This window comes from Fulverythrobacter ferritrahens, from assembly GCF_020539485.1.
Classification (GTDB): domain Bacteria; phylum Pseudomonadota; class Alphaproteobacteria; order Sphingomonadales; family Sphingomonadaceae; genus Andeanibacterium; species Andeanibacterium ferritrahens.
In genome coordinates this window covers 692,941-714,833 of record NZ_JACDXU010000002.1, presented here as the reverse complement: position 1 = coordinate 714,833, position 21,893 = coordinate 692,941, and the positions used below count along the sequence as shown (strand labels likewise).

Sequence of the window (21,893 nt, the reverse complement as noted above, 5' to 3'; positions counted from 1 at the left end):
CCGCCAAACAGGGAGCGTCAGAACATGAAATTGAAGTATCTCCTGGCCGCCAGCGTCGCGGGCCTTTCCGCCGCCATAATGCTGCCTGCACCGGCCGCCGCGCAGCAGATCACCTCGGGTGTTCAGGGCCGCGTACTCGGCGACGACGGCGCACCGCTGGGCGGTGCCATGGTCAAGGTTCGGGATGACCGCACCGGCGTGGAACGCGTATTGGTTACCGACAGCGATGGCCGCTTCCGCGCCCCCAACCTCACCACGGGCGGCCCCTACACCGTCACTTCCGAGCTCGACGGCTATGAGGGCCAGTCGGTCGGCGGCGTGTTCCTGACCCTGCAGGGCGAAACCAGCCTGACCTTCACCCTGACCTCCGGTTCAGGCGCGATCATCGTTTCCGCCGCGCGCGTGGGCGCCACGCAGCTGGCGGTCGGCCCGGGCCAGAGCTTTACCAGCCAGCTGCTGTCAGACGCGCCGAGCTTCAATCGCGACGTGCGCGACGTGATCCGCATCGACCCGCGCGTCAGCCTTGATCGTGACGATGGCGGTTCGGGCCAGGATCGCATCTCCTGCCTTGGCGGCAATGACCGCGGCAACGCCTTCACGGTGGACGGCATCAGCCAGGGCGACATTTACGGGCTGAACGATACGGGCTTCTCGTCGCGCAGCTCGACCCCGATCCCCTATGACGCGGTGCGCGAGACCCAGGTGCAGTTCGCCCCCTTCGACGTCGATTACGGCGCCTTCACCGGCTGCTCGATCAACGCCGTGACCAAGTCGGGCACGAATGACTATCATTTCGGCGGGTTCTTCGAATATTCGGACGATGGCCTGCGCGGCAACACGGTGGACGGCAAGACCGTTGCCCCGGTCGAGCCCGAAAAGCGCTGGGGCGTCCATCTGGGCGGCCCGGTCATCAAGGATTACGTCTGGCTTTACGGCGCTTATGAGCATCAGGAAGCCGGCCAGTCGCAGGATGACGGCCCGGCAGGCGGTGGTTATCCGAACGCTATCACGCAGGTAAGCGTTGACCAGTTCGACGAGATTTCCAAGGTCCTGAAAGACGTTTACGGGATCGATACGGGCCCGCTGATCACCAGCCGCCCCTACAGCAACGACCGTTATTTCATTCGCGGCGACTTCCAGCTTTCGGACCGCCACCGTGCCGAGCTGACCTATCAGCGGCTTGAGGAAAGCTCGACCCGGTCGGACGACCAGGCCCGTACCGGCCTCTATGGCGGCACCGTCACCGGCGAGAACACCTATTACCTCAGCGGCACCCGCTCCAACTATTATTCCGCCCGCCTTTATTCCGACTGGACGGACAATTTCTCGACTGAAATCCGCTATTCGCGCTCGGAAGTGCGTGACGTGCAGGACCCGGTCGGCGGCGGCGAGGCACAGGATGCCAATCCCATTCCACGCATCGTCGTCGGCGTCCCCAATGGTCCCACCGATGGGGATGACGGCGCGGTGGAAGCCGGCCCCGGCTTCTCCCGCTCGGCAAACGATCTGCGTACAAATGTCAATCAGTGGCGTGTCGCCGCCAAGCTCGATCTTGGCGCCCACAAGCTGAAGTTCGGTGGTGAAATCAACCAGGCGAACCTGTTCAACCTGTTCGTTCAGAATGCCACCGGCACGCTGGTCTTCCGCAATATCGACGACCTGAAGGCGGGTATCCTCGCCGACGGTTCGGGCACTACCAACTCGCCGACCAACGTGGTCAAAGGCACCGTCTCCGGCGCGTTCGGCAACTTCTCCGCCACTGGCGACGTGAACGACGCTGCCGCAAAGTTCCGCCGCACCATCTATTCACTCTTCGCACAGGACGATTGGCAAGTGACCGATCGCCTGTCCGCCACGCTCGGCCTGCGCGTCGACTGGTACAAGGGCGGCCATCCGGCGCTGAACCAGAACTTCGTCGATCGCTACGGCTTCGGCAACGACACCGGCTTCGACGCGCTCGATCCGGTGTGGATGCCGCGCCTCGGCCTGACCTATGACCTCGACGATTTCGCCGTGTTCAACAATGGCCAGCTCCATGGCGGGGTCGGCGTATTCTCGGGCGGCGATCCGGTCGTGTGGTTCGGCAACGCCTTCCAGAACGATGGCCGCGGCTATGCGCAGGGCACGACGGCCGACGCGGCTTGCCCGGACGGCCCGATCAGCGTGGTCGTGGACGGAAAGTTCGCGGGTGTGCCCGATTGCTTCAAGGCTGCGGGCGTCGCCACTGCCGCTGCGGGCAAGGGCGATACGCAGTCAATCGATCCGGATATCAAGATGCCTTCCGTGCTGCGCGCCAATTTCGGCTTCAGCTCGAATCTGGACTTCGCCGACAGCGGCTTCTTCAGCGGCTGGCGACTCAATCTGGACTACATCTACAGCCACTATATGAACCCGTTCAACGTGGTGGACCTGTCGATGGCCCCGGCATCATTCGGCGGCAGCAAAGGCGCAGCGATCGGGCTTAACGGCTACACCGTGGATGGACGCCCGATCTATCGCGCAGTCGAGCCCACCAATGTCGGATGCAATGGGATGATGTCGTTGCAGAACGGCATCCCGACGTGGACCGGTCTGAGCGCCGAGTGCTTCTTCAAGACCGATGCCAACGGCAACTTCATCCTCAACAAAGACAATTACGTAGGCATCGACCGCGACGACGAGCTGATGCTGACGAATACCGCCAGCTATGACAGCCACGTTGCCTCGATCATCCTGTCGAAGCAGTTCGACGGCGGTATCTTCACCTCGGGCGGCTCGACCAATTTCACCTTCGGCTATTCCTATACGGATTCGCAGGACCGCCGGAGCATGTACAACTCCACTGCCGGCTCGAACTATGACAACGTCGCCGCCTTCGACCGGCAGAACCCGGCAGCTTCGCCCAGCTTCTATGCGAGCAAGCACAACTTCACCGTCAATACGAGCTTCCGTGAGGAATTCTTCAAGGATCTCGACACCCGCCTGGGCATCACCTTCATCGCCCGTTCGGGCCGTCCCTACAGCCTGACCTTCGGCGGCAGCGGCGTGTGGGGAGACTCATCCTCCGGTTCGGATAATGCGCTGGTCTATCTGCCGACGGGCCTCAGCGATCCGAACGTCTCGCCCAGTTCCACCATCTCTGCCGACAAGATGGCACAGCTGGTTGACTGGATCGACAGCACCAGCTGCGCGAAGAAATATATCGGCAGCACCGTGCCGCGTAACAGCTGCACGGGCGACTGGTACTTCGATATGGATCTCACCTTCTCGCAGGAGATCCCCGGCCCCGGTCATCTGTTCGGCTACAAGGATGACAAGATCCGGCTCTATGGCATGATCGACAACTTCCTGAACCTGCTGGACGACAACTGGAACGTGCAGCGCCGCCGCGATTATCGCGGCTTGCAGGACATCGCCTCCTCCGACGGTGTGGACGCGCAAGGCCGTTACATCTTCAAGGACTTCAACGGCGCCCAGTCGATCGCCGATGACAATTCGATCAACTTCAGCTCCTCCGTCTGGCGGATCAAGATCGGCCTCAGCTACGATTTCTGATCGCGGCAAGGGTCATTAAAAACGGAACGGCGGCGCCCATAGGTGCCGCCGTTTTCGTTCAAACTTGCGCTGGATCATTCCCTTGTCACCGCCATCCACTAGGATAGCTTTCCTGTAGCTGCGTCTCCCGGTCGGAACGCAGCGGCTTTTGGGGAGAAGCGGGCGATGAAATCGATATTGGTGCAGATCAACCGGGATAGCGGGCTGGAAGCCCGTTTTCAGGCCGCGCTCGACATAACGCGCAATTTCGGAGGGCATCTCAGCTGCCTGCAGGTCACACAGGTGGAAGCCTTCGCCGCGCTCGATCCCTATGGCGTGGGCCACATGCTTTCCGAAACCATTTCCATCGTGCGCGATGCTGAACAGGCCGAGCGCAACGTGATCGAGACACGGCTGGCGCAGGAGGACATCAGCTGGGACTGGATCAATGAAAGCGGCGATCCCGCTCGTATGGTGGCCAATCACAGCTGGCTGAACGATCTGGTGGTGGTCAGCACTCCGCCGGAGGAATGGCTCCCCCGGCTCGATGCCCCGCCCACCGCCGCCGAAGTGCTGGTGCGCAGCCGCGCGCCCGTGCTGGTGGTGCCGGAAGAAAAACGCGGGATCGACTGTACTGCCCCCATCGCCATCGCGTGGAACGGCTCGCCTGAATCCTGCGCCGCGATAAAGGGCGCGATCCCCCTGCTGAAACAGGCGGGCAGCGTCTATCTCATCAACGCCACTCAGCCCGATAGCGATTACGATCTGCCGCCCACCCAGGCAGCCACCTACCTCTCGCGTCACGGCATCTCCAGCGAGTTGGTGGAACTTAATCCCGGCATGGCGCCCATCACGGACAGCGTGCTGGAGGCCGCCGATATGCGCAAGGCAGGGATGCTCGTCATGGGAGCCTATGGCCATTCGCGCCTGCGGGAGAACATCCTGGGCGGCGTGACCCGAGGAATGCTGCAAAAGGCGAAGCTGCCCCTGCTGCTGGCTCACTAGGGCGAATCCCCGCCCGTCGCCGAGTGCGGCGGGCGCTGCGACCCGCCAAATAACTTAGCAATCTATATATTTACATTGCATGCTTCCTGCCCTTACATCTCCCGGAACCGACGGCGGAATGAATCGTCTGTCAGACAAGACCTGTCGGGGGAGAGGTATTTCATGCGGAATCGGATTGCATTGGCGCTGGGCGCTGCCTGCCTTGTAATAGGTGCGCCCGCGCTGTCGGGGGAGGATCTGACCAGACCCGCCGACTGGCCGCGCTACGCACGCGACATGGGCGGCACTCGCTTCTCGCCGCTCGACCAGATCAACACCGGCAATGTGAAGGACCTCAAGCAGGTCTGGACCTTCCGCCTGCGTCCGCAGGGCGGCGCCGGGTTGCTGGGCGGCAGCGTGCCGATCGTGATCGACAATGTGATGTATATGCCGCTGGGTGACGCAGTGGTGGCGCTGGAAGCGGATAGTGGCAAGGAAATCTGGCGCCATACCGTGCCTGAAGGCGCGCTCGTCCGCCGGGCGGTGAGCTACTGGCCCGGCGAAGGCAAGATCAAGCCCCGCATCTTCTATTCCACCGGCGATGCGCTGTGGGCCCTGTCCGCGAAGACGGGGCAGGTGGACAAGAGCTATGGGACCGGCGGCAAGTCCGAGATTGACGGGACGCCCTATTCCTACCCGCCCTCGGTCTACAGGAACGTGCTGGTGATCGGCGCGAATACTGCGGAGGATTCCAAGGGCCCGGCGGGCGACAGCCGCGCCTATGATGCGCGCACCGGCAAGAAGCTGTGGACCTTCCACACCGTGCCCCGGCCCGGCGAAGTGGGTCATGAAACCTGGCTCGGCGATGGCTGGAAGGATCGTTCGGGCACGAATATGTGGGTGTGGTACACCACCTACGATCCGAAGACGAACCTCCTCTACATGACGATCGGGGGCCCGTCGCCCAACTATTACGGGGGCGATAGGCCGGGCAACAATCTGTTCGGCAATTCCATCGTGGCGGTGGATCTCGATACCGGCAAATATCGCTGGCACTTTCAGACGATCCACCACGATCTGTGGGACTGGGACCTGCCCGCCCCGCCGGTGTTGTTCGATGTGGTGAAGGACGGCAAGACCATTCCCGCTCTGGCCGAAACCGGCAAGCCGGGCCTGATGTATATCCTCAACCGGGAAACAGGCGAGCCGATCCATGGCGTCAACGAACAACTGGTCGCCGCCGCCAACGTACCGGGCGAATGGTATTCGCCCACGCAGCCAATCCCGGTGAAGCCCGAACCGCTCAACCGCCTGCGCTGGACGCCGGACGATGTGGTGACCGAGGCCGACACCAATGCCGAACATGTTGCGGCCTGCCACAAGCTGCTCGATTCCTACGGCGGCACTTTCTTCAATTCCGGGCCTTTCACGCCCTTCTTCCTGCATGAGGAAGGCGATCCTCCGCGCGCCTCGATCAACATGCCGCATAATGGAGGCTCTGTGTGGGGCGGCAGCGCCGCCGATCCGCATAAGGGTATCGTCTATATCAACACCAGCGAAGGTGGCTCTATCGGCTGGATCGAAAAGCGCGACCCCAAGGGTGATTATGGCCGGGGAACCACCACCTCGGCCCAGCCCTACGATCGCGGCAGCCTTACCGGACCGGGCGCTTATTCCGGCTTCATGGCCAGCTTCACCAATGCTCAGGGCCGCAAGGTCACCCTGCCCTGCTTCAAGCCGCCATGGGGCCGCCTGCTGGCGGTAGATGGCAATACAGGCGACATTCTGTGGGCCAGCAAACTCGGCATTACCGAGGATCTGCCCCCGGAAAAGCAGAATACCGGGGCCAATAACGGTTCTGGCGGGCCGATCGCGACGGCGGGGGGGCTGGTGTTCATCGGCGCCACCTCCGATCGCTATTTCCGCGCCTTCGATGCCAGCAATGGCGAAATCCTGTGGCAGCAGCAGCTTGATTATGCGCCGTTGACCGTGCCGATCACCTATCGCGGCAAGGATGGGCGGCAATATGTAGCGGTGATGGCCAGCGGATCGAGCCTGGCGCCTGCTGCACGGACACCGGAAGGGCGCCCCGCGAATAATGAATCGCTGGTGGTCTTCGCGCTTCCCAAGTGAATTCAACAGGAAAGACGAGAATTGGAGAGGCCAGAATGATCAGGAAATCCGCCTTCGCCCTTGCGGCGGGCATGTTCGCCATCGCCGGCTGCGCGGCTTTTGCGCAAAGCGGTGATCCCGCACCTGCCAACAGGACTGTCACCACCCCGGAAGGGGCACTGATGAACGTCAATGCCGATCTCGCCTACAAGCCGGGCGAGCTGACGCAGGAACAGTTGATGAGCTCCACCCGTGAGCTGATGGCGATGGACGCGATGAACGTGTTCCGCCGCTTCCCGCGCGGCAAGACGGAAGAAATGCAGAAATTCTACGTCGATGCGCTGGCCCTGCGCTCGCTCAGCCCGATCCAGCTCACGTCCACACAGCAGATGATCCTCACCGGTGTCGGCAAAGCCCAGATCAAGCTTTCGGCAGGCCAGCAGGGCAATCGGAAATATAATCTGGAAGGCGGCGTGAAGGGCGGCACCGGCATCCGTTACTTCGCGCTCAGCTACCCCGACAGGCAGACCGTAATCGATCGCTTCAAGGCCGCCGGGCTCCCCGCCCCGCACTTCGTCGATCAGGGCAACGGCACAGAGGCTGCGCTGGTGAAGGATCCGGGCGAGTTCCCGATCCAGATCGTGATCCGCCCCGGCGCCAAGGATAGCTCCAACGATGGGGTCGGCGTGGGCATCAGCGTCTCGAATCTGGAGAAGAGCCGCGCCTTCTATCGCGAATTCGTCGGGCTGGACGAGCTACCGCCAGTTACCGACAAGCTGCTGGGGCTGACGCTCTATCCCTATCGCAATGGGGAGACGACGCTGTACCTTTATCACGCGGGCGACAACCTGCCGCAGGATAATGGCAGCGCGGGCATTCAATATGTAGTGAAGGATTCCCCCATGGCCGATGCCAAGGCAAAGGCACGCGGCATTGCGGTGGAAACCCCCCTCAACAAGCTCAACGGCTTCGATCTCATCACCGTCTGGCTCAACGATCCGGATGGTGTGACTAACTACTATGCCCAGGTCGGCCCTAATTCGCGGACGGCCCGGGGCAAGAACTGATCCGCGCCGGACCGGAAACGCAAAAGCCCCGCCAATGGCGGGGCTTTTTTTAGCAGGGAGCCCGAAAAGAGGCAGGCGCCGCGGCACCTGCCTCCCCATATGCTCACTTGTTCGATTCATCGGCGATATAGGCGGACAACTGGTCGATTTCCTCGTCGGTCAGCATCCCGCCGAAGCTGGGCATTGCCCCCTGCCCGTTGGTGATGCGACCCAGGACGAATTCCTTGCTCAGCTTCGCACCGTCCAGCTTGGGCCCGACATGACCCGTGCCGCCGGCATCCTTCAGTTCATGACAGCTGCCGCACGACCAGTCGCTGAAAAGCGCGCGACCCTTTTCAGCCACCGCGCCAGTTTCGTCAGCAGCCTTCGCCTGACCGCCGGTCAGCATCGTGCCCGAAACCGCCACCGCAGCCAGCGCAAGCGATGCCAGGCCCATTCCGGCGAGCTTGCGATTCGAAACTTTGTCACCCATGTCTTCCGATCCCAATCTATTGCGCAGGTATAGAAAGCCGCCTTCTGAGCGGATGTGCCCCACTATTCCAACGGAGTTGCGTGTCAAGCAAAGCCGGACAAAATCATCAATTGACGATTCCAGATTGACCGGCGCTTAACAGCAGGATTGGCATTTTGTCAGGATAATGCAAGCTTGCGCGGCGAAGAATGAGACGGGTACATACCCTTATCAGGGGAGAAGAACATGATCAGGAATACCATCGTTGCACTGGCCGGGCTGGCGCTGCTGGCAGGCTGCGGAGAAAAGCAGCCCGAAATGGCATCCGTGCGCGACCTCATGAAGAATGAGGTCCAGCCGACCGCTGAAATCTACTGGGGCTCGGCCGGCGCGGTGAGCGACGAGAACGGCATAACCGACCTCACGCCCACCACGGAAGAAGGCTGGCAGAAAGCCCGCGATGCCGCCACCAAGCTGGGCGAGCTGGGCAAGAAGATGATGGAGCCGGAATATTCGAAGGATCGCGGCGAAGCGTGGATCAGACTTTCGCAGGGCCTGATCGACGTCAGCAAGGTCGCCGAAAAGGCCGCAGCGGACAAGAACCCGGACAAGGTGTTTGAAGTGGGCGGCACGATCTATGACGTCTGCACTGCCTGCCATCAGGCCTATCCGCAAAGCGAAGCCCCTCCTGCCGAGGGCGAAGGCGCGGCAGCAGCCGGATAAACTGGCGTGATCGCTACAGCCAATCGCAATATGGCGCTGCTGGCGCTGGCGGCACTGGTGTTGCTGCCGGCAGCCGCCTACGCCCATGACATCAGCCAGGCCAACCGCGCCTTTGTGGAGGGGATCGACGGGCCTGCCTTCCTGCCGTTCTTCTATCTGGGCGCGAAGCACATGGTCACCGGGATCGACCATGTGCTCTATCTGATCGGGGTAGTGTTCTTCCTCCATCGGCTGAAGGACGTGGTGCTCTACGTCTCGATGTTTACCATCGGCCATTCGCTCACATTGATGGGCGGGGTACTGCTGGGCACGGGAGCCAATTCGCACATAGTCGATGCGATCATCGGCATCTCGGTGGCCTACAAGGCGTTCGAGAATATGGGGGGTTTCCGCAAGATCGGCTTCACCTTCGATCCTCGCCTTGCGGTGCTGGCCTTCGGGCTGGCGCACGGGCTGGGCCTGGCGACCAAGCTGATGGACCTGGCCGTTTCGCCTAACGGGCTGCTGGTCAACCTCATCGGTTTCAATCTGGGGGTCGAGGCAGGGCAGGTGATCGTGCTGGCCGTGATCGTCACCCTGCTCAATCTCTGGCGCCGCAAGGCTTCCTTCGGGAAGGCGGCCTTCGCAGCCAATGTGCTGCTGATGACGGCCGGCCTCGTGCTGGCCGGATACCAGTTCACGGGATATTTCGCATCATGACCCAGGCACCTTCACAAACCCCCACCACTCGCAGGCTCGTAACGGGCACGGTGCTGGCGACGGGCGCTGCGGCAGCCATTCTGGCACTGTTCGTTCTACCCGCCGAATACGGGATCGATCCTACCGGCGCAGGCGCGGCTATGGGCCTGACCGAACTTGCCGCATCGGGCGAGATGACCGAACTGCAGCGGGGCGCCCTGCGCAAGGGGCAAGTGGTTTCACTTTCCAATGCCCCGGTCCGGAAGGATCGCTGGGAATTCGAGCTTGGCCCGTTCAAGTCCATCGAATTCAAATATACGATGGATAAGGGCTCAGCGATGCTGTTCCACTGGAAGACCACCGGGCCGGTCCATTACGATATGCATTCGCATCCCTTCGATGGCGGCACGGCCTTGACCGAAAGCTACAGCGTGGCCGATGCCAGCGAAATGCAAGGCAGCTATGTCGCGCCCTTCAGCGGCATTCACGGCTGGTATTGGCAGAACCAGTCCATGGACAATGTCACTCTGGTCCTCGAAGCAACGGGCGGTTTTACAGAATCGACGCTCTTTGACGAAACCGGCGAACACAAGCGACCGATCCCCACAGGCGACTAAGCCCGCCATACGCAAAAATCATGGCTTCGGCAGGGAACCGGAAGCGAGTGAATGCGTTGCGGCCGCGCGTCGGATTTTGTCAACGAAACGGTATTTTCCGCCTTGTTGCCTCCGCGTGATCTCGTATAGGCTTTTGCCGTCGGCCCATGCCTGTGGGAACGGCCGCAGACATATAAGGCAACAGGGAAGTCGGGAGTGTTTGGCCTAGTGCACCAGCATCGTGAAGTTCGCGCGCGCAGCCGCCGCGTGGCATTCTGCCTCGCCGCCGCAGCGTTGAGCCTCGTTTCGGCAAATGCCGTACAGGCCAAGACGCCGGGTGAAACCTTCGATCTCGCCGGCTGGGATTCCTATCTCGGCGGCAGCGAATCGTCGCAATATTCGGCGCTGGACCAGGTCAACAAGTCCAACGTCGCGCAACTGCAGCTGGCATGGTCCTACAAGACCGGCGAAGGGCAACCCCCGCATTTCAATCCCGTGATCGTACACGGCAAGCTCTACATCCTCACGCCCGACAATGCGCTGGCCGCGCTTGACCCCGCCACGGGCAAGGAACTGTGGAAGCGTAAATATAGCGGCCGCGTGGCCGGCCGCGGCATGAATTACTGGGAGAGCAAGGACGGCAAGGACCGCCGCCTGTTCTTCATGATGGACGGGATGCTGACCGCGGTCTCGGCCGAAAATGGCGATCCGATTGCCACTTTCGGCGAAAAGGGCGGCGTGGACCTGCGCAAGGGGCTGGATGTCGACATCAGCCAGCTGCGCCCGCTGCAGACCGATAATCCGGGCCGTATCTACAAGGATACGATCATCATGTCGCTGCCGGCCGGCGCCTATGATTATGCCTCCGCCCCGGCTGACATCCACGCCTATGACGTGCGCACCGGCAAGCTGAAGTGGAAGTTCCACACCGTCCCCAAGAAGGGCGAGTTCGGTTACGAAACCTGGCCTGAGAAGGACCACGAGAAGTTCGGCGGCGTCCATAACTGGTCGGAATCCACCGTCGATCCGGAAACGGGGATCATCTATATCCCCACCGGCACTGCCCGCTATGACTTCTACGGCGGCAACCGCGAAGGGCAGAACCTCTTCGCCAACTCGATCGTCGCGCTCGATGCGCAGACGGGCAAGCGCATCTGGCACTATCAGGTCATCCATCACGATCTGTGGGATTTCGACAATCCTCAGGCGCCGAAGCTGCTGACCATCAAGAAGGACGGCAAGGACATCCCTGCGGTGATCCTGGCTACCAAAATGGGCCTGATCTTCACTTTCAATCGCCTCACCGGCGAACCGATCTGGCCGATCGAGGAACGCCCCGTTCCCGCATCGGACGTGCCGGGCGAAAAGGCCTGGCCGACCCAGCCCTTCCCCACCTGGCCTGAACCCTTCGCACGCCAGTCCTTCACCGAGGCGGACATCAATCCGTATATTCCGGAAGAGGACAAGGTGAAGCTGCGCGAACTGTTCAAGACGGCGCGCAACGAAGGTCTCTACACGCCGCCCAGCGTTCAGGGTTCCATTTCCGCGCCCGGCCACAATGGCGGCGCGAACTGGGGCAGCTCTGCGGTCGACCCGAAGAACAACCGTTTCTTCGTCGTCTCCAAGCAGATGCCGACGTTCGACAAGCTGAATCTTGACAAGCGGCCTGAAGCGCTGGCAGCCATGCCTAATGGCGGCGGCGATGTGCAGCCTTACAAGTCGGGCGTGAACTTCATGCTTCAGTCCAACGGCCTTCCGGCGATCAATCCGCCCTGGTCGCTGATCACCGCTTACGACATGAACAGCGGCAAGAAGATCTGGGAACTTCCCAATGGTGAAGTGACCGAGCTGGCGAAGATGAACATCAAGAACACCGGCAGCACCGCCCCGCGCGGCGGCCCGGTAGCAACGGCGGGCGGCATCGTCTTCGTCGGCACTTCATCGGACCGCAAAATCCGCGCGCGTGACGCCGATAACGGCAAGGTGCTGTGGGAATTCGAACTTCCGGCAGCCTCGGAAGGCGTACCCGCCGTTTATGAAGCCAATGGCCGCCAGTATCTGGTGATCGCCGTGGGCGGTGACGGGCTTTTCGCACCGCAGCTGGGCCAGACCCCTCCGGGGCCGAGCCAGTACATGGCCTTCGCGCTGCCCCAGGCAGGCTCGAGCGGAAGCAACTGATGCGCCTGCGCAGCCTCATTCTTGCTTCGGCGGCCGTCATGGCCGCTCTCGGCGCCGCCGCATCCGTCGGCGCCGAGGAGCAGGATCTCGTCACCATCCCGGCAGTCCCCAAGGACTACAAGCCGAAGACGACGCCGTGGGGCGATCCCGACCTGCGCGGCAGCTGGCCGATCGACCATCTTAACGTCACTCCGTTCCAGCGCACGCCCGAACAGGGCAACCGTTATTATCTGACGGATGAGGAATTCGCCCAGCGCAACGCGCGCATGACGGCGATGGCCGGCGGTTACGACAAGGAAATCCAGACCAACACGCTCGGCATGGGCGCATGGATGGAAGTGGGTACGGCCAACCGCCGCACGTCCTTCCTGATCGACCCCGCCAACGGTCGCCTCCCCGCGAAGACCGCCGAGGGCGAGCGCCGCTCCAAGCTGATGCGCTCCAGCTATCGCCAGGGCCAGAGCTTCGACTGGGTAACGGATTTCGACAGCTGGGACCGCTGCATCACGCGCGGCCTGCCTGCCTCGATGTTCACCATCAATTACAATAACGGCATCCGCCTGTGGCAGGCCCCCGGCCTGGTGGCGATCCAGCTGGAGATGGTGCACGAAACCCGCATCGTCTACACCGATGGCCGTCCCTCGATCTCGCCCAAGATCGGCAACTGGATGGGTGAAAGCCGCGGCCATTGGGAAGATGGCAACACGCTGGTCGTCGAAACCACCAATTTCACGCCCGGCCCTTCGGCCACCAATGTCGGCACCTGGGGCGCCCCGCCCGAGAACGACACGCCGGTGAGCACCGAAGCGAAGATGACCGAGCGCTTCACCATGACCGGCCCCGACACGATCGTGTATGATGTGACGTGGAATGACCCCACGATCTTCACCGCGCCCTGGAGCGCGCGGCTCGATTGGCGGCGCAATGACGATTATCAGTTCTTCGAATATGCCTGTCACGAAGGCAATGTGCAGGTCCGTGGCTATATCAGTTCGTCCCGGGCCGAACGCGCAGAGAAACAGGAGGGTGCCCAATGAGCAGTAAAGTTTCCAAGATCCGCACCGCGATGGCTTCCGCCTCGCTGGCTGTGGTGGCCCTTGCCGGTATCGGCTTCAGCGCCGTGCAGGCACAGCCCGTGCCCGCAGACCTGACCACCATGCCGCCGGTGCCGACCGACTATCAGCCGGCCAAGACCGCCTGGGGCGATCCAGACCTGCGCGGCACCTGGCCGATCGACAACATCGCCAGCATCTTCTTCACCCGTACGCCGCAGTACGGCAACCGCTTCTGGCTGACGGACGAGGAATTCGCCCAGCGTCAGGAACAGGCGGACCGTTCGACCGAAGCCTACAAGGCCGAGGAAGAATCCGGCAAGATGGGCATGGGGCACTGGGTGGAATCCGACGCTTCGGGCCGCCGCACCTCGCTGCTGATCGATCCGGTGGACGGCAAGCTGCCGGAATTCACCGATTATGCGAAGAACATGATCAAGATCGGCCGTTCGAGCTGGGTCGCCGGCCAGACCTATGACTGGGTAACGGATTTCGACAGCTGGGACCGCTGCGTGACGCGCGGCTTCCCCGCCTCCATGTTCCCCTTCCGCTACAATAACGGCATCCGCATCCATCAGGCGCCGGGCTTTGTGGTGATCAGCCTCGAGATGATCCACGATGCACGCATTATCCCGATCGGCAAGAAGGGCCACAATGACAGCCGCGTGAAGGAATGGATGGGCGACAGCATCGGCCACTGGGAAGGCAACACCCTGGTGATCGAGACGACCAATATCCAGCCGGGCGCCTCGCCGCTCAACATGGCCACCATGGGCGTGCCGCCGAACAACGTCATCCCGACCAGCGAAGAAGCCAAGGTCGTGGAACGCCTGACGATGACCGGCAAGGATCACATCATCTACGAACTGACCTATTCGGATCCGAAGGTGTGGACCAAGCCCTGGACTGCGCGCCTCGACTGGACGCGTAACGACGATTACGCCTTCTTCGAATATGCCTGCCATGAAGGCAACGTGCAGGTCCGCAACTACATCAACGCATCGCGCGCAACGCGTGGCACTGACGCAGCCCAGAAGGCTGACGAGGCCTCCGCAGAGTAAGCATGATGCGTTCTGCAAAATTCGGCATCATTCTGGCCCCCGTCGCGCTTGTCGCGGCGGGGGTCATGTCTGTCCCCGTCTCTGCCGAAGGGGAGGATCTGACTGTCGTTCCGCCCGTGCCGCGCGACTACAAGCCCGCCACCACATCGTGGGGCGAGCCCGATCTGCGCGGCGGCTGGCCGATCGATCACCTGAACGGCCGCACGCCGCTGGAACGCGATCCGAAATATGGCAATCGCGTGTTCCTGACAGATCAGGAATTCGCCGAGCGGGACGAGGCCGTGCAGGCGCTTTCCAAGCGCTATGAGAATGAAGAGGCCAGCGGCACCATGGGCATCGGCCATTGGGCCGAAGTCGCCTCTGCCAACCGCCGCACCAGCTGGATCATCGATCCGCCCAATGGCCGGCTCCCTCCCTATACGGAAGAGGGCAAGCGCCGTTCCGCCGAGATGCGTTCCACCTGGGCACCAAACCAGCCCTTCGAATGGGTGAGCGATTTCGACAGCTGGGACCGCTGCATCACGCGCGGCCTACCCGCTTCGATGTTCCCCTTCATGTACAATAACGGGATGCGGATTTTCCAGGCGCCGGGCCTTGTCGCCCTGCAGATGGAAATGGTCCATGAAACCCGCATGATCTACACGGATGGACGCAAGCCCATCCCGGTGCAGATTCAGAACTGGCTGGGTGAAAGCCGGGGTCATTGGGAAAACGGCAACACGCTGGTTGTCGAAACCACCAATTTCAAGCCCGGCCCCTCGGCCACCAATATCGGCACAACCGGATCGCCGCCTACGAACAACACCCCGATCAGCGAAAGCGCCAAGATGACCGAGCGCTTCACCATGACCGGCAAGGACACCATCGTCTACGAAGTGACGCTGGATGATCCGGTGGTGTTCACCAAGCCCTGGACCGCCCGCCTCGACTGGCAGCGGGACGATGGCTTCGGAATCTTCGAATATGCCTGCCACGAAGGCAATGTGCAGGTCCGCAACTATATCAACGCTTCGCGTGCCCAGCGCGCAGAAGCGGGCAAAACTGGGGAGTAAGCCTGATGAAGACCCGCGCAATCGCGCTTCGCGTCGCCATAGCCTCGGCCCTGATGGCCTCGGCTGCGGTGGCTCAGGCCGACCAGCCCACGCTGGCCAAGCCCGTCACCACCAAGCAGGGCAAGATCCAGGGCTTTGCCGGTAATGAGGACGGAATCACCGTCTTCAAGGGCATTCCCTTCGCTGCGCCCCCGGTAGGCGATCTGCGCTGGGAACAACCGCAGCCACCAGCCAAGTGGAGCGGCGTGCGCGACGGTAGCCAGTATGGCGCGCCCTGCATCCAGAACCCCGCGCCCAACCGCTTCCCCAAGAACGGGGCAACCGATTTCAACAACGCGCCGGAGATGTCGGAGGATTGCCTCTATCTCAACGTCTGGACGCCTGCGAAGACCGGCAAGGAAAAGCTGCCGGTAATGATCTGGCTCTATGGCGGCGCCTATAATGAAGGGGGTGGCAACTCCCCCTTCAGCGAAGGCGACAAGCTGGCCAAGAAGGGCGTCGTCCTCGTCACCTTCAACTATCGCGTCGGCTCGCTCGGCTTCATGTCGCACCCGGAACTCACGGCCGCTTCGCCCCACAAGGCGTCGGGCAATCAGGCGCTGGGCGATGCGATCGCGGCCTTCAAATGGGTGAAGGAAAACATCGCGGCCTTTGGCGGCGATCCCAGTCGCGTGACCCTGTTCGGCGAGAGCGCCGGTGCGGCCATGATCGGCGGCCTGGTGGGGGCCCCGCCCGCGCGCGGCACGTTTGAGCGCGGCATTCCTGAAAGCGGCGCCTGGATGGGTCTGGGCATCGCCAAGATGGGCACGCGCGAGGCTTCCGAAGCCCGCACGCTGGAAGCAGCCGAGAAGCTCGGCGCCAAGAGCCTGGCCGAACTGCGCGCCCTGCCCGCCAAGGATGTGTTCGCCGGTATTCGCGGCCAGGGCATGATCGTGGATGGCTGGATCATCCCGCAAGACGTTTCGATCACCATTGCCGAGGGCAAGCAGAACCCGGTCGATATTCTGGCCGGGTCCAATGCGGAGGAAGGCTCTTTCACGGCAGGCTTCGGCCCGCCCGTAACGAAGGAGAGCTGGGCAGCCGGGGCGCAACAGCGTTGGGGCGATCTGGCCGATGTCGGCATGGCCGCCTATCCCGCCGCCACCGATGCGGACGCCGCTGCGGCTTCCACCCTGCCCTTCTCCGATGCGATGGCATGGCACATGCGCCTGTTGGCCGAGAGCCAGGCCGCCATCGGCAAGAATGCGTGGCATTACTGGTTCACGCACCGGCCGCTCTACGATCCGGGCCAGAAGGATCTGGGCGCGGGCCACACGGCCGAGATTCCCTATGTCTTCAACAACCTCGCCGCGCCGCGCACCTATCCGGCGGGCAGCTCGGTCGATCTGATGAAGAATGATCCGGTGCAACTGGCCTTCGCGGATCAGGTCTCGCAATATTGGGTGAACTTTGCCGCCACCGGCAATCCCAATGGCGAGGGCCTGCCCAAGTGGCCTGCCGTGAAGGATCTCGGCTCGACCGAGGCAATGCTGCTGGACGGCAATAAGGGATCGGCCAAGGGCCACTGGACCACGGATGCCAAGCTCAAGCTCTATGAGGGCTTGTTCGAGCGCGACGTGGCAAAGCCGCTGGGCATCAAGGAAGGGGAATAAGGGCGCGCCCCTCCCTGGCCAGAATGGATGAGAAAAGCCGCGGGACCGAGAGGTCTCGCGGCTTTTTGTTTGGGTAACGGCATGGCAAATATGGGTATTTCCAACAGGACAAAGCATGTTCGATATCCTTGAAGACGATCTCACCGGCGAACAGAGCCGTTCTCTCCTCGCCCTGCATCTGGCTGGCATGCACGCCAACTCTCCGCCCGAAGCGGTGTTTGCGCTCGATCTCTCAGGCCTGACAGCCCCCGGCGTCACGGTTTGGAGCGCGTGGCGGGATGGCCGTATTGCCAGCATCGGGGCGATGAAGCTGCTGGGTGCTGCACAGGCGGAAGTAAAATCCATGCGGACTCATCCCGACTTCTTCCGCATGGGGGCAGCAGCAGCGCTTCTGGATACCATCATCGACGCTGCGCGCGCGAAAGGCGTAACCCGATTGAGTCTGGAAACCGGCTCGGGCCCCAGCTTTGAACCAGCCCTTGCGCTCTATCGTCGGCGCGGTTTCCGTCCGGGCGACGCGTTCTCGGACTATGAGGCGAGCGAGTTCAACCAGTTCTTTCATCTGGATCTTTGAGAGCCCGCCGAGAGGGCATTCTGAATCGGGAAAAAGAAAAGCCGCGAAACCACCTGGGTTTCGCGGCTTTCTCTTGCCGGGCCGACCCGGGGAGGCCGGCCAGTGCAATGTCAGGCGATCAGTAGAAGATGCCCAGCGTGAAGCCGATGGTGCGGCCCATCATCACCACGCCGACCCACAGGATCAGCGAGAGCACGCCCGCAACCTTGGCGGCGACGGGAATCATGCCGCCCGTGTCCCACTGCTTCACCGACTTCCAGGTCAGCACATGGAACACGCCCATGTTGACCCCGGCCAGCGCCAGCAGGATCATCTTCCGGATGAAATACGGGTTGATCATGTAGTCATGCGCCTTCGCGGTGAAGAGCAATGACCCGGTGATCGCCGCGCAGATGAAGGCGATCCAGGTGATCTTCAGCGTGTCCTGGCTGATGACGGTGACCGGATAATCGGTGGAGGTCAGGCCGAGCAGGCGGATATCGACGATCACGATGCTGCCCAGCACAGTCACCAGAGCGATCACATGCAGGGTTTCAAGCGTCGGGAACGCCCAGGTGGAGGTGGCGATGAAATCGCCGACTGCGGAGGCCTGAAGGGCCTGCCAGAAGGATTCGAGAATCATGAGAAATCTTCCCCCTTAGACCGGCGCGTAAGCGATCCAGCGACCGCCGAACATGACTGCGCACCACAGGATGAGGAGCAGGATGGCTGCGAGACGAAGGCCGCCCGTTGCGGCGCCCGCATCCCACTTGGCCGCGCGACGCTTCACTGCGCCATTGAAGGCCAGCGTCGCGATCACGGCAACGATGATCAGCACCATCTTGATCCAGAAGATCGGGTTGATCAGTTCGCGCACCGGTTCCCCGATGATCAGCAGCAGGCCCGAAATGGCCAGCAGCACCAGCGCCCACCAGATCCACGGAATGTAGCGATGGGTGGTCTGCGCCATGGTGCGGCTCATACCCGTCACGCCGAGCACGCGCAGGCTGATCATCATGGCCGAGCCGAACAGCGCGCCGATCGAGAGGATGTGCACCGTCTGGATGGTAGGAATCGCCCAGAAGTGAGTCTGGATCCACAGGCTCAACGACAGTTCGTTGATCGCCAGGGAGAGTTCAGTGAGCGACGTGCCACGCAGCCAGTCAGTGAACTCAAAAAGAAGGTCGGATATCGACATCAGAGCATCGGTCCCTTTCCCCGAGGTATGGCTGCCCAAGGTCGCCACCCCCATTAGTTTCGGTGAAGCCCCGCCCCCCAGCGGTGCCAAAATTTGCCTGCCTGTAGCGAAGCACCGTTGCCACGGCAAGCTTCCGCGTCTAGGACAAAGTCAAAGAGAGTGTATCTGGCGCCTCCCGGGCGCCTCGAATCATACCCGACGGGAGAGAAGTTCATGCGTCTTGGCGGCTTTGCGCTTCTGGCGACGATATCTGCGATTGGTTTGTGCGCCGCAGCATCAGCCGAAGTTTCCATGCCGGACGGTGACTGGCGCACGATCAATCGCGATCTTGCCGCGACTCGTTACTCCCCTTTGGACCAGATCAACAAGTCCAACGTGACGCAGCTGCAGCAGCAGTGGACATATCCGCTGCGCACCTTCAGCACGGCCGTACCGATCGTGGTGAACGGCGTGATGTATGTGCCCGCCGGCTATAAGGTAGTCGCGCTCGATGCCGCCACCGGCAAGGAAATCTGGGTTCATGAAGAACCCAAGCCTGAATCGCAGGGCGGATTCGGCGGCGGCTTCTCGGGCCGCGGGCTGGGCTATTGGGCCGGCAGCGGCAAGATGAAGCCGCGCCTGCTGGTTATGCTGGGCAACAAGCTGACTGCGCTTGACGCGGGCACGGGCAAGCCGGTCGCGGGTTTCGGCAACAAGGGTTATGTCGATGTCGGCGTATCCTATGGCGGCACCCCCACCATCATTGGCGATGTGGCTGTGATCGGCGCGGCCTCGCTTGAAAATCCGCGCGGCAATCCGGGCAACCCCCGCGCCTTTGATGTGAAGACCGGCAAGAAGCTGTGGGAATTCCAGACCGTCCCCAAGAAGGGCGAGCCCTTCAACGAAACCTGGGGCGATGGCTGGGAAGGGCGCGGCGGCACCAATATGTGGGGCTTCGCCGCCACGGCGGATGTGAATACGGATACTGTCTATCTCCCGATTGGCGGGCCTGCGCATAATTATTATGGCGGCGATCGCCCGGGGTCGAACCTGTTCGGCAATTCCGTGGTCGCGGTGGATGCCAAGACCGGCAAGTACAAATGGCACTTCCAGTCCGTGCATCACGATCTGTGGGATGTCGACATGCCCACGGCCGGGCCGCTGCTGGAAGTGACGATTGACGGCAAGCGCCAGAAGATCCTCGCGAATATCAGCAAGACGAGCTTTTTCTACGAACTCGACGCCGCAACGGGCGAGCCGGCTATGCCCATCGAGGAGCGTCCGGTTCCCGCAGGGGACGTACCGGGCGAATATTATCACCCGACCCAGCCTATCCCGGTGAAGACGCCCCCGCTCAGCCGCGTGGCGATGAGCTATAATGACATTGTCACCGCGCAGGATACCAATCCCGAACATTCCGCAGCCTGCCACACCATGTGGGAAAAGGCCGGCGGCTTCATCAATCTGGGGCCCTTCACGCCGTTCAACTATCGCGCGGAAGGCGATCCGGTTCGCTCGACCATCCAGTTTCCCGGCGGAACCGGCGGTGTGAACTGGGGCGGTTCGGCGGCCGATCCGAAGACCGGCATCGTTTACATGAATGCGCAGGACACCTCGCTGGTCGGCTGGGTTGAGAAAGTGCCGACCGGTTCCAAGCCCTACAGCTTCGATGCCACCGAATCGCCGGACTATGACCGGGCGAGCGTGGACGGCAAGGGCCCGTTCTTCAGTTTCCAGGCGCCGCTGAGCGGAAAATATGATGCCCAGGGCCGCCCGGTTGGCACCAGTGCACCCTGCTACAAACCGCCATGGGCGCGGCTTACCGCGGTCGATGCGAACACCGGTGAAGTAAAATGGGCAGTCCCTCTTGGACTTTATGAGGAACTTCCTAAGGGGAAGCAGGTTGTTGGCAATGCCGGGAGCGCGGGTCCGACCGTGACGGCTGGCGGACTCGTGTTCGTCGGCGCCACGAACGACAAGCGATTCCGTGCTTTTGATGCCGCAACTGGCAAGGAATTGTGGGAGGCATTGCTGTCGAACAACGCCAATGCCAATCCGATGAGCTATAGGGGCAGTGACGGTAAACAGTATGTGGCCATTAATGCAGGGGGGGCGATCGTGTCCTTCGCGCTGCCCGGAACAGGGACCTAAAGGAGAGTTTATGCTGGGAAAGGACAAGTTCGTGAAGAAATTCGTGCTGGGCGCGCTGCTGCTCGCGGGGGCAAGCACCGCGGCGATGGCTGAAGAGCCCGCGAAGCTCGGCGGGCATCCGAACCTCAACGGCGTTTGGCAGGTGCTGAACACCGCCAATTATGACCTTGAGCCCCATTCGGCTTCGACCAACACCACGGCCGAACGCACCATGGGCGCGCTGGTCGCCACTCCGGCTGGCCTGGGCGTGGTTGAAGGCGGTTCGATCCCTTACAAGGCGGAAGCGCTCGAACTGCGCAAGGCCAACAAGGCGAACGCCCCGAGCCACGATCCGGAAGCCATGTGCTATCTGCCGGGGATCCCGCGCGCGACCTATATCAACCTGCCGTTCCAGATCGTGCAGGGCGAGAAGGACGATCTGCTGATGGTGTATGAATACGCCTCGGCCAACCGCGTCATCCACATGAAGGACGTGGAAGTTCCGCCGATCGACACCTGGATGGGCACCTCCTACGGCAAGTGGGAAGGCGATACGCTGAAGGTCGTCACGCTGGGCCAGAGCCCGGGCGACGTGAAGCTGCCCGGCGGCGCTCTCGAAGCGGGCGTGACCTGGCTCGACCGCACCGGCAATTACCTGACCAATACCGCTGCGGTGACCGAGACGTTCAAGCTGATCGACAAGGATCACATCGAATATACCGCCACGATCGACGATCCGTCGGTTTACACCAAGCCCTGGACCATCAAGATGCCACTTTATCGCCGCGTCGAGGACAATGCCCAGCTGCTTGAATACAAGTGCGTGCCTTTCTCCGAGATGTTGCTCTACGGCGATCTCCTGGAGTCGAAGAAGTCGGGAGAATGAGGGGAACAGATAAGTCCCCCGGACGTTG

18 protein-coding genes are annotated in these 21,893 nt (G+C 62.0%); 15 read left to right on the top strand and 3 right to left on the bottom strand.

Features of this window, described 5'->3' with window-relative positions:
* The first annotated feature begins 24 nt into the window (after positions 1-24).
* The 4 genes from H0274_RS11500 (at position 25) to H0274_RS11485 (ending at position 7,676) form a co-directional block, all read left to right on the top strand.
* Positions 25-3,534 (top strand): TonB-dependent receptor, encoded by a 3,510-nt coding sequence (locus H0274_RS11500; RefSeq protein ID WP_226795577.1) that lies wholly within the window; start codon positions 25-27, stop codon positions 3,532-3,534.
* Between the two features lie 165 nt (positions 3,535-3,699).
* Entirely contained in the window at positions 3,700-4,518 is an 819-nt protein-coding gene (locus H0274_RS11495; RefSeq protein WP_226795576.1) for a universal stress protein, read from the top strand.
* A 162-nt stretch (positions 4,519-4,680) separates the two neighbouring features.
* Complete coding sequence (locus H0274_RS11490) at positions 4,681-6,630, top strand: outer membrane protein assembly factor BamB family protein (RefSeq protein WP_226795575.1); 1,950 nt, start codon at positions 4,681-4,683, stop codon at positions 6,628-6,630.
* Positions 6,631-6,665: 35 nt separating this feature from the next.
* Positions 6,666-7,676 carry a VOC family protein gene (locus H0274_RS11485; protein WP_226795574.1) on the top strand — a complete coding sequence of 337 codons (1,011 nt, stop codon included), beginning with the start codon at positions 6,666-6,668 and terminating at the stop codon, positions 7,674-7,676.
* A gap of 103 nt (positions 7,677-7,779) precedes the next feature.
* On the opposite strand, the gene H0274_RS11480 is transcribed toward H0274_RS11485, so the two are convergent.
* Positions 7,780-8,148, bottom strand: coding sequence for a c-type cytochrome (locus H0274_RS11480; protein WP_226795573.1), 369 nt, complete (start codon positions 8,146-8,148; stop codon positions 7,780-7,782).
* 225 nt (positions 8,149-8,373) lie between these two features.
* Here H0274_RS11480 and H0274_RS11475 point away from each other — a divergent pair, with 225 nt between their 5' ends.
* The 9 genes from H0274_RS11475 to H0274_RS11435 all read left to right on the top strand — a co-directional run bounded on the left by H0274_RS11475 (position 8,374) and on the right by H0274_RS11435 (position 17,693).
* The gene (locus tag H0274_RS11475) at positions 8,374-8,850 is read left to right on the top strand and encodes a hypothetical protein (RefSeq protein WP_226795572.1); all 477 of its coding nucleotides are present in this window, start codon (positions 8,374-8,376) and stop codon (positions 8,848-8,850) included.
* Between the two features lie 6 nt (positions 8,851-8,856).
* The gene (locus H0274_RS11470) at positions 8,857-9,549 is read left to right on the top strand and encodes a HupE/UreJ family protein (RefSeq protein WP_226795571.1); all 693 of its coding nucleotides are present in this window, start codon (positions 8,857-8,859) and stop codon (positions 9,547-9,549) included.
* Complete coding sequence (locus H0274_RS11465) at positions 9,546-10,145, top strand: hypothetical protein (RefSeq protein WP_226795570.1); 600 nt, start codon at positions 9,546-9,548, stop codon at positions 10,143-10,145. The genes H0274_RS11470 and H0274_RS11465 overlap by 4 nt, the downstream gene beginning before the upstream one ends.
* Before the next feature lie 207 nt (positions 10,146-10,352).
* Positions 10,353-12,302 (top strand): pyrroloquinoline quinone-dependent dehydrogenase, encoded by a 1,950-nt coding sequence (locus H0274_RS11460; protein ID WP_226795569.1) that lies wholly within the window; start codon positions 10,353-10,355, stop codon positions 12,300-12,302.
* Positions 12,302-13,339: a hypothetical protein gene (locus H0274_RS11455; RefSeq protein ID WP_226795568.1), complete on the top strand. Its 1,038-nt coding sequence runs from the start codon at positions 12,302-12,304 to the stop codon at positions 13,337-13,339. The genes H0274_RS11460 and H0274_RS11455 overlap by 1 nt, the downstream gene beginning before the upstream one ends.
* On the top strand, positions 13,336-14,415 hold the full coding sequence (locus H0274_RS11450; RefSeq protein WP_226795567.1) for a hypothetical protein: 1,080 nt from the start codon (positions 13,336-13,338) through the stop codon (positions 14,413-14,415). The genes H0274_RS11455 and H0274_RS11450 overlap by 4 nt, the downstream gene beginning before the upstream one ends.
* A gap of 2 nt (positions 14,416-14,417) precedes the next feature.
* On the top strand, positions 14,418-15,467 hold the full coding sequence (locus tag H0274_RS11445) for a hypothetical protein (protein WP_226795566.1): 1,050 nt from the start codon (positions 14,418-14,420) through the stop codon (positions 15,465-15,467).
* A 5-nt stretch (positions 15,468-15,472) separates the two neighbouring features.
* On the top strand, positions 15,473-17,119 hold the full coding sequence (locus tag H0274_RS11440) for a carboxylesterase/lipase family protein (protein ID WP_226795565.1): 1,647 nt from the start codon (positions 15,473-15,475) through the stop codon (positions 17,117-17,119).
* Between the two features lie 115 nt (positions 17,120-17,234).
* Positions 17,235-17,693 carry a GNAT family N-acetyltransferase gene (locus tag H0274_RS11435; RefSeq protein WP_226795564.1) on the top strand — a complete coding sequence of 153 codons (459 nt, stop codon included), beginning with the start codon at positions 17,235-17,237 and terminating at the stop codon, positions 17,691-17,693.
* Positions 17,694-17,811: 118 nt separating this feature from the next.
* Here the strand turns inward: H0274_RS11435 and H0274_RS11430 are convergent, their stop codons facing one another.
* Together H0274_RS11430 and H0274_RS11425 are read right to left on the bottom strand one after the other, a co-directional pair.
* Positions 17,812-18,315: a DUF6644 family protein gene (locus H0274_RS11430; RefSeq protein WP_226795563.1), complete on the bottom strand. Its 504-nt coding sequence runs from the start codon at positions 18,313-18,315 to the stop codon at positions 17,812-17,814.
* A gap of 15 nt (positions 18,316-18,330) precedes the next feature.
* Positions 18,331-18,870 (bottom strand): DUF6644 family protein, encoded by a 540-nt coding sequence (locus H0274_RS11425; protein WP_226795562.1) that lies wholly within the window; start codon positions 18,868-18,870, stop codon positions 18,331-18,333.
* 291 nt (positions 18,871-19,161) lie between these two features.
* Here H0274_RS11425 and H0274_RS11420 point away from each other — a divergent pair, with 291 nt between their 5' ends.
* Both H0274_RS11420 and H0274_RS11415 read left to right on the top strand, forming a co-directional pair.
* Entirely contained in the window at positions 19,162-21,000 is a 1,839-nt protein-coding gene (locus H0274_RS11420; RefSeq protein ID WP_226795561.1) for an outer membrane protein assembly factor BamB family protein, read from the top strand.
* A gap of 10 nt (positions 21,001-21,010) precedes the next feature.
* Complete coding sequence (locus H0274_RS11415; protein WP_226795560.1) at positions 21,011-21,865, top strand: hypothetical protein; 855 nt, start codon at positions 21,011-21,013, stop codon at positions 21,863-21,865.
* Positions 21,866-21,893: the final 28 nt, after the last annotated feature.

Coding starts and splice junctions, on each gene's coding strand:
- H0274_RS11430 (WP_226795563.1), bottom strand. CDS start 18,315: ATGATTCTCGAATCCTTCTGGCAGGCCCTTCAGGCCTCCGCAGTCGGC.
- H0274_RS11450 (WP_226795567.1), top strand. CDS start 13,336: ATGAGCAGTAAAGTTTCCAAGATCCGCACCGCGATGGCTTCCGCCTCG.
- H0274_RS11475 (WP_226795572.1), top strand. CDS start 8,374: ATGATCAGGAATACCATCGTTGCACTGGCCGGGCTGGCGCTGCTGGCA.
- H0274_RS11435 (WP_226795564.1), top strand. CDS start 17,235: ATGTTCGATATCCTTGAAGACGATCTCACCGGCGAACAGAGCCGTTCT.
- H0274_RS11500 (WP_226795577.1), top strand. CDS start 25: ATGAAATTGAAGTATCTCCTGGCCGCCAGCGTCGCGGGCCTTTCCGCC.
- H0274_RS11415 (WP_226795560.1), top strand. CDS start 21,011: ATGCTGGGAAAGGACAAGTTCGTGAAGAAATTCGTGCTGGGCGCGCTG.
- H0274_RS11445 (WP_226795566.1), top strand. CDS start 14,418: ATGATGCGTTCTGCAAAATTCGGCATCATTCTGGCCCCCGTCGCGCTT.
- H0274_RS11420 (WP_226795561.1), top strand. CDS start 19,162: ATGCCGGACGGTGACTGGCGCACGATCAATCGCGATCTTGCCGCGACT.
- H0274_RS11490 (WP_226795575.1), top strand. CDS start 4,681: ATGCGGAATCGGATTGCATTGGCGCTGGGCGCTGCCTGCCTTGTAATA.
- H0274_RS11480 (WP_226795573.1), bottom strand. CDS start 8,148: ATGGGTGACAAAGTTTCGAATCGCAAGCTCGCCGGAATGGGCCTGGCA.
- H0274_RS11495 (WP_226795576.1), top strand. CDS start 3,700: ATGAAATCGATATTGGTGCAGATCAACCGGGATAGCGGGCTGGAAGCC.
- H0274_RS11455 (WP_226795568.1), top strand. CDS start 12,302: ATGCGCCTGCGCAGCCTCATTCTTGCTTCGGCGGCCGTCATGGCCGCT.
- H0274_RS11440 (WP_226795565.1), top strand. CDS start 15,473: ATGAAGACCCGCGCAATCGCGCTTCGCGTCGCCATAGCCTCGGCCCTG.
- H0274_RS11465 (WP_226795570.1), top strand. CDS start 9,546: ATGACCCAGGCACCTTCACAAACCCCCACCACTCGCAGGCTCGTAACG.
- H0274_RS11425 (WP_226795562.1), bottom strand. CDS start 18,870: ATGTCGATATCCGACCTTCTTTTTGAGTTCACTGACTGGCTGCGTGGC.
- H0274_RS11485 (WP_226795574.1), top strand. CDS start 6,666: ATGATCAGGAAATCCGCCTTCGCCCTTGCGGCGGGCATGTTCGCCATC.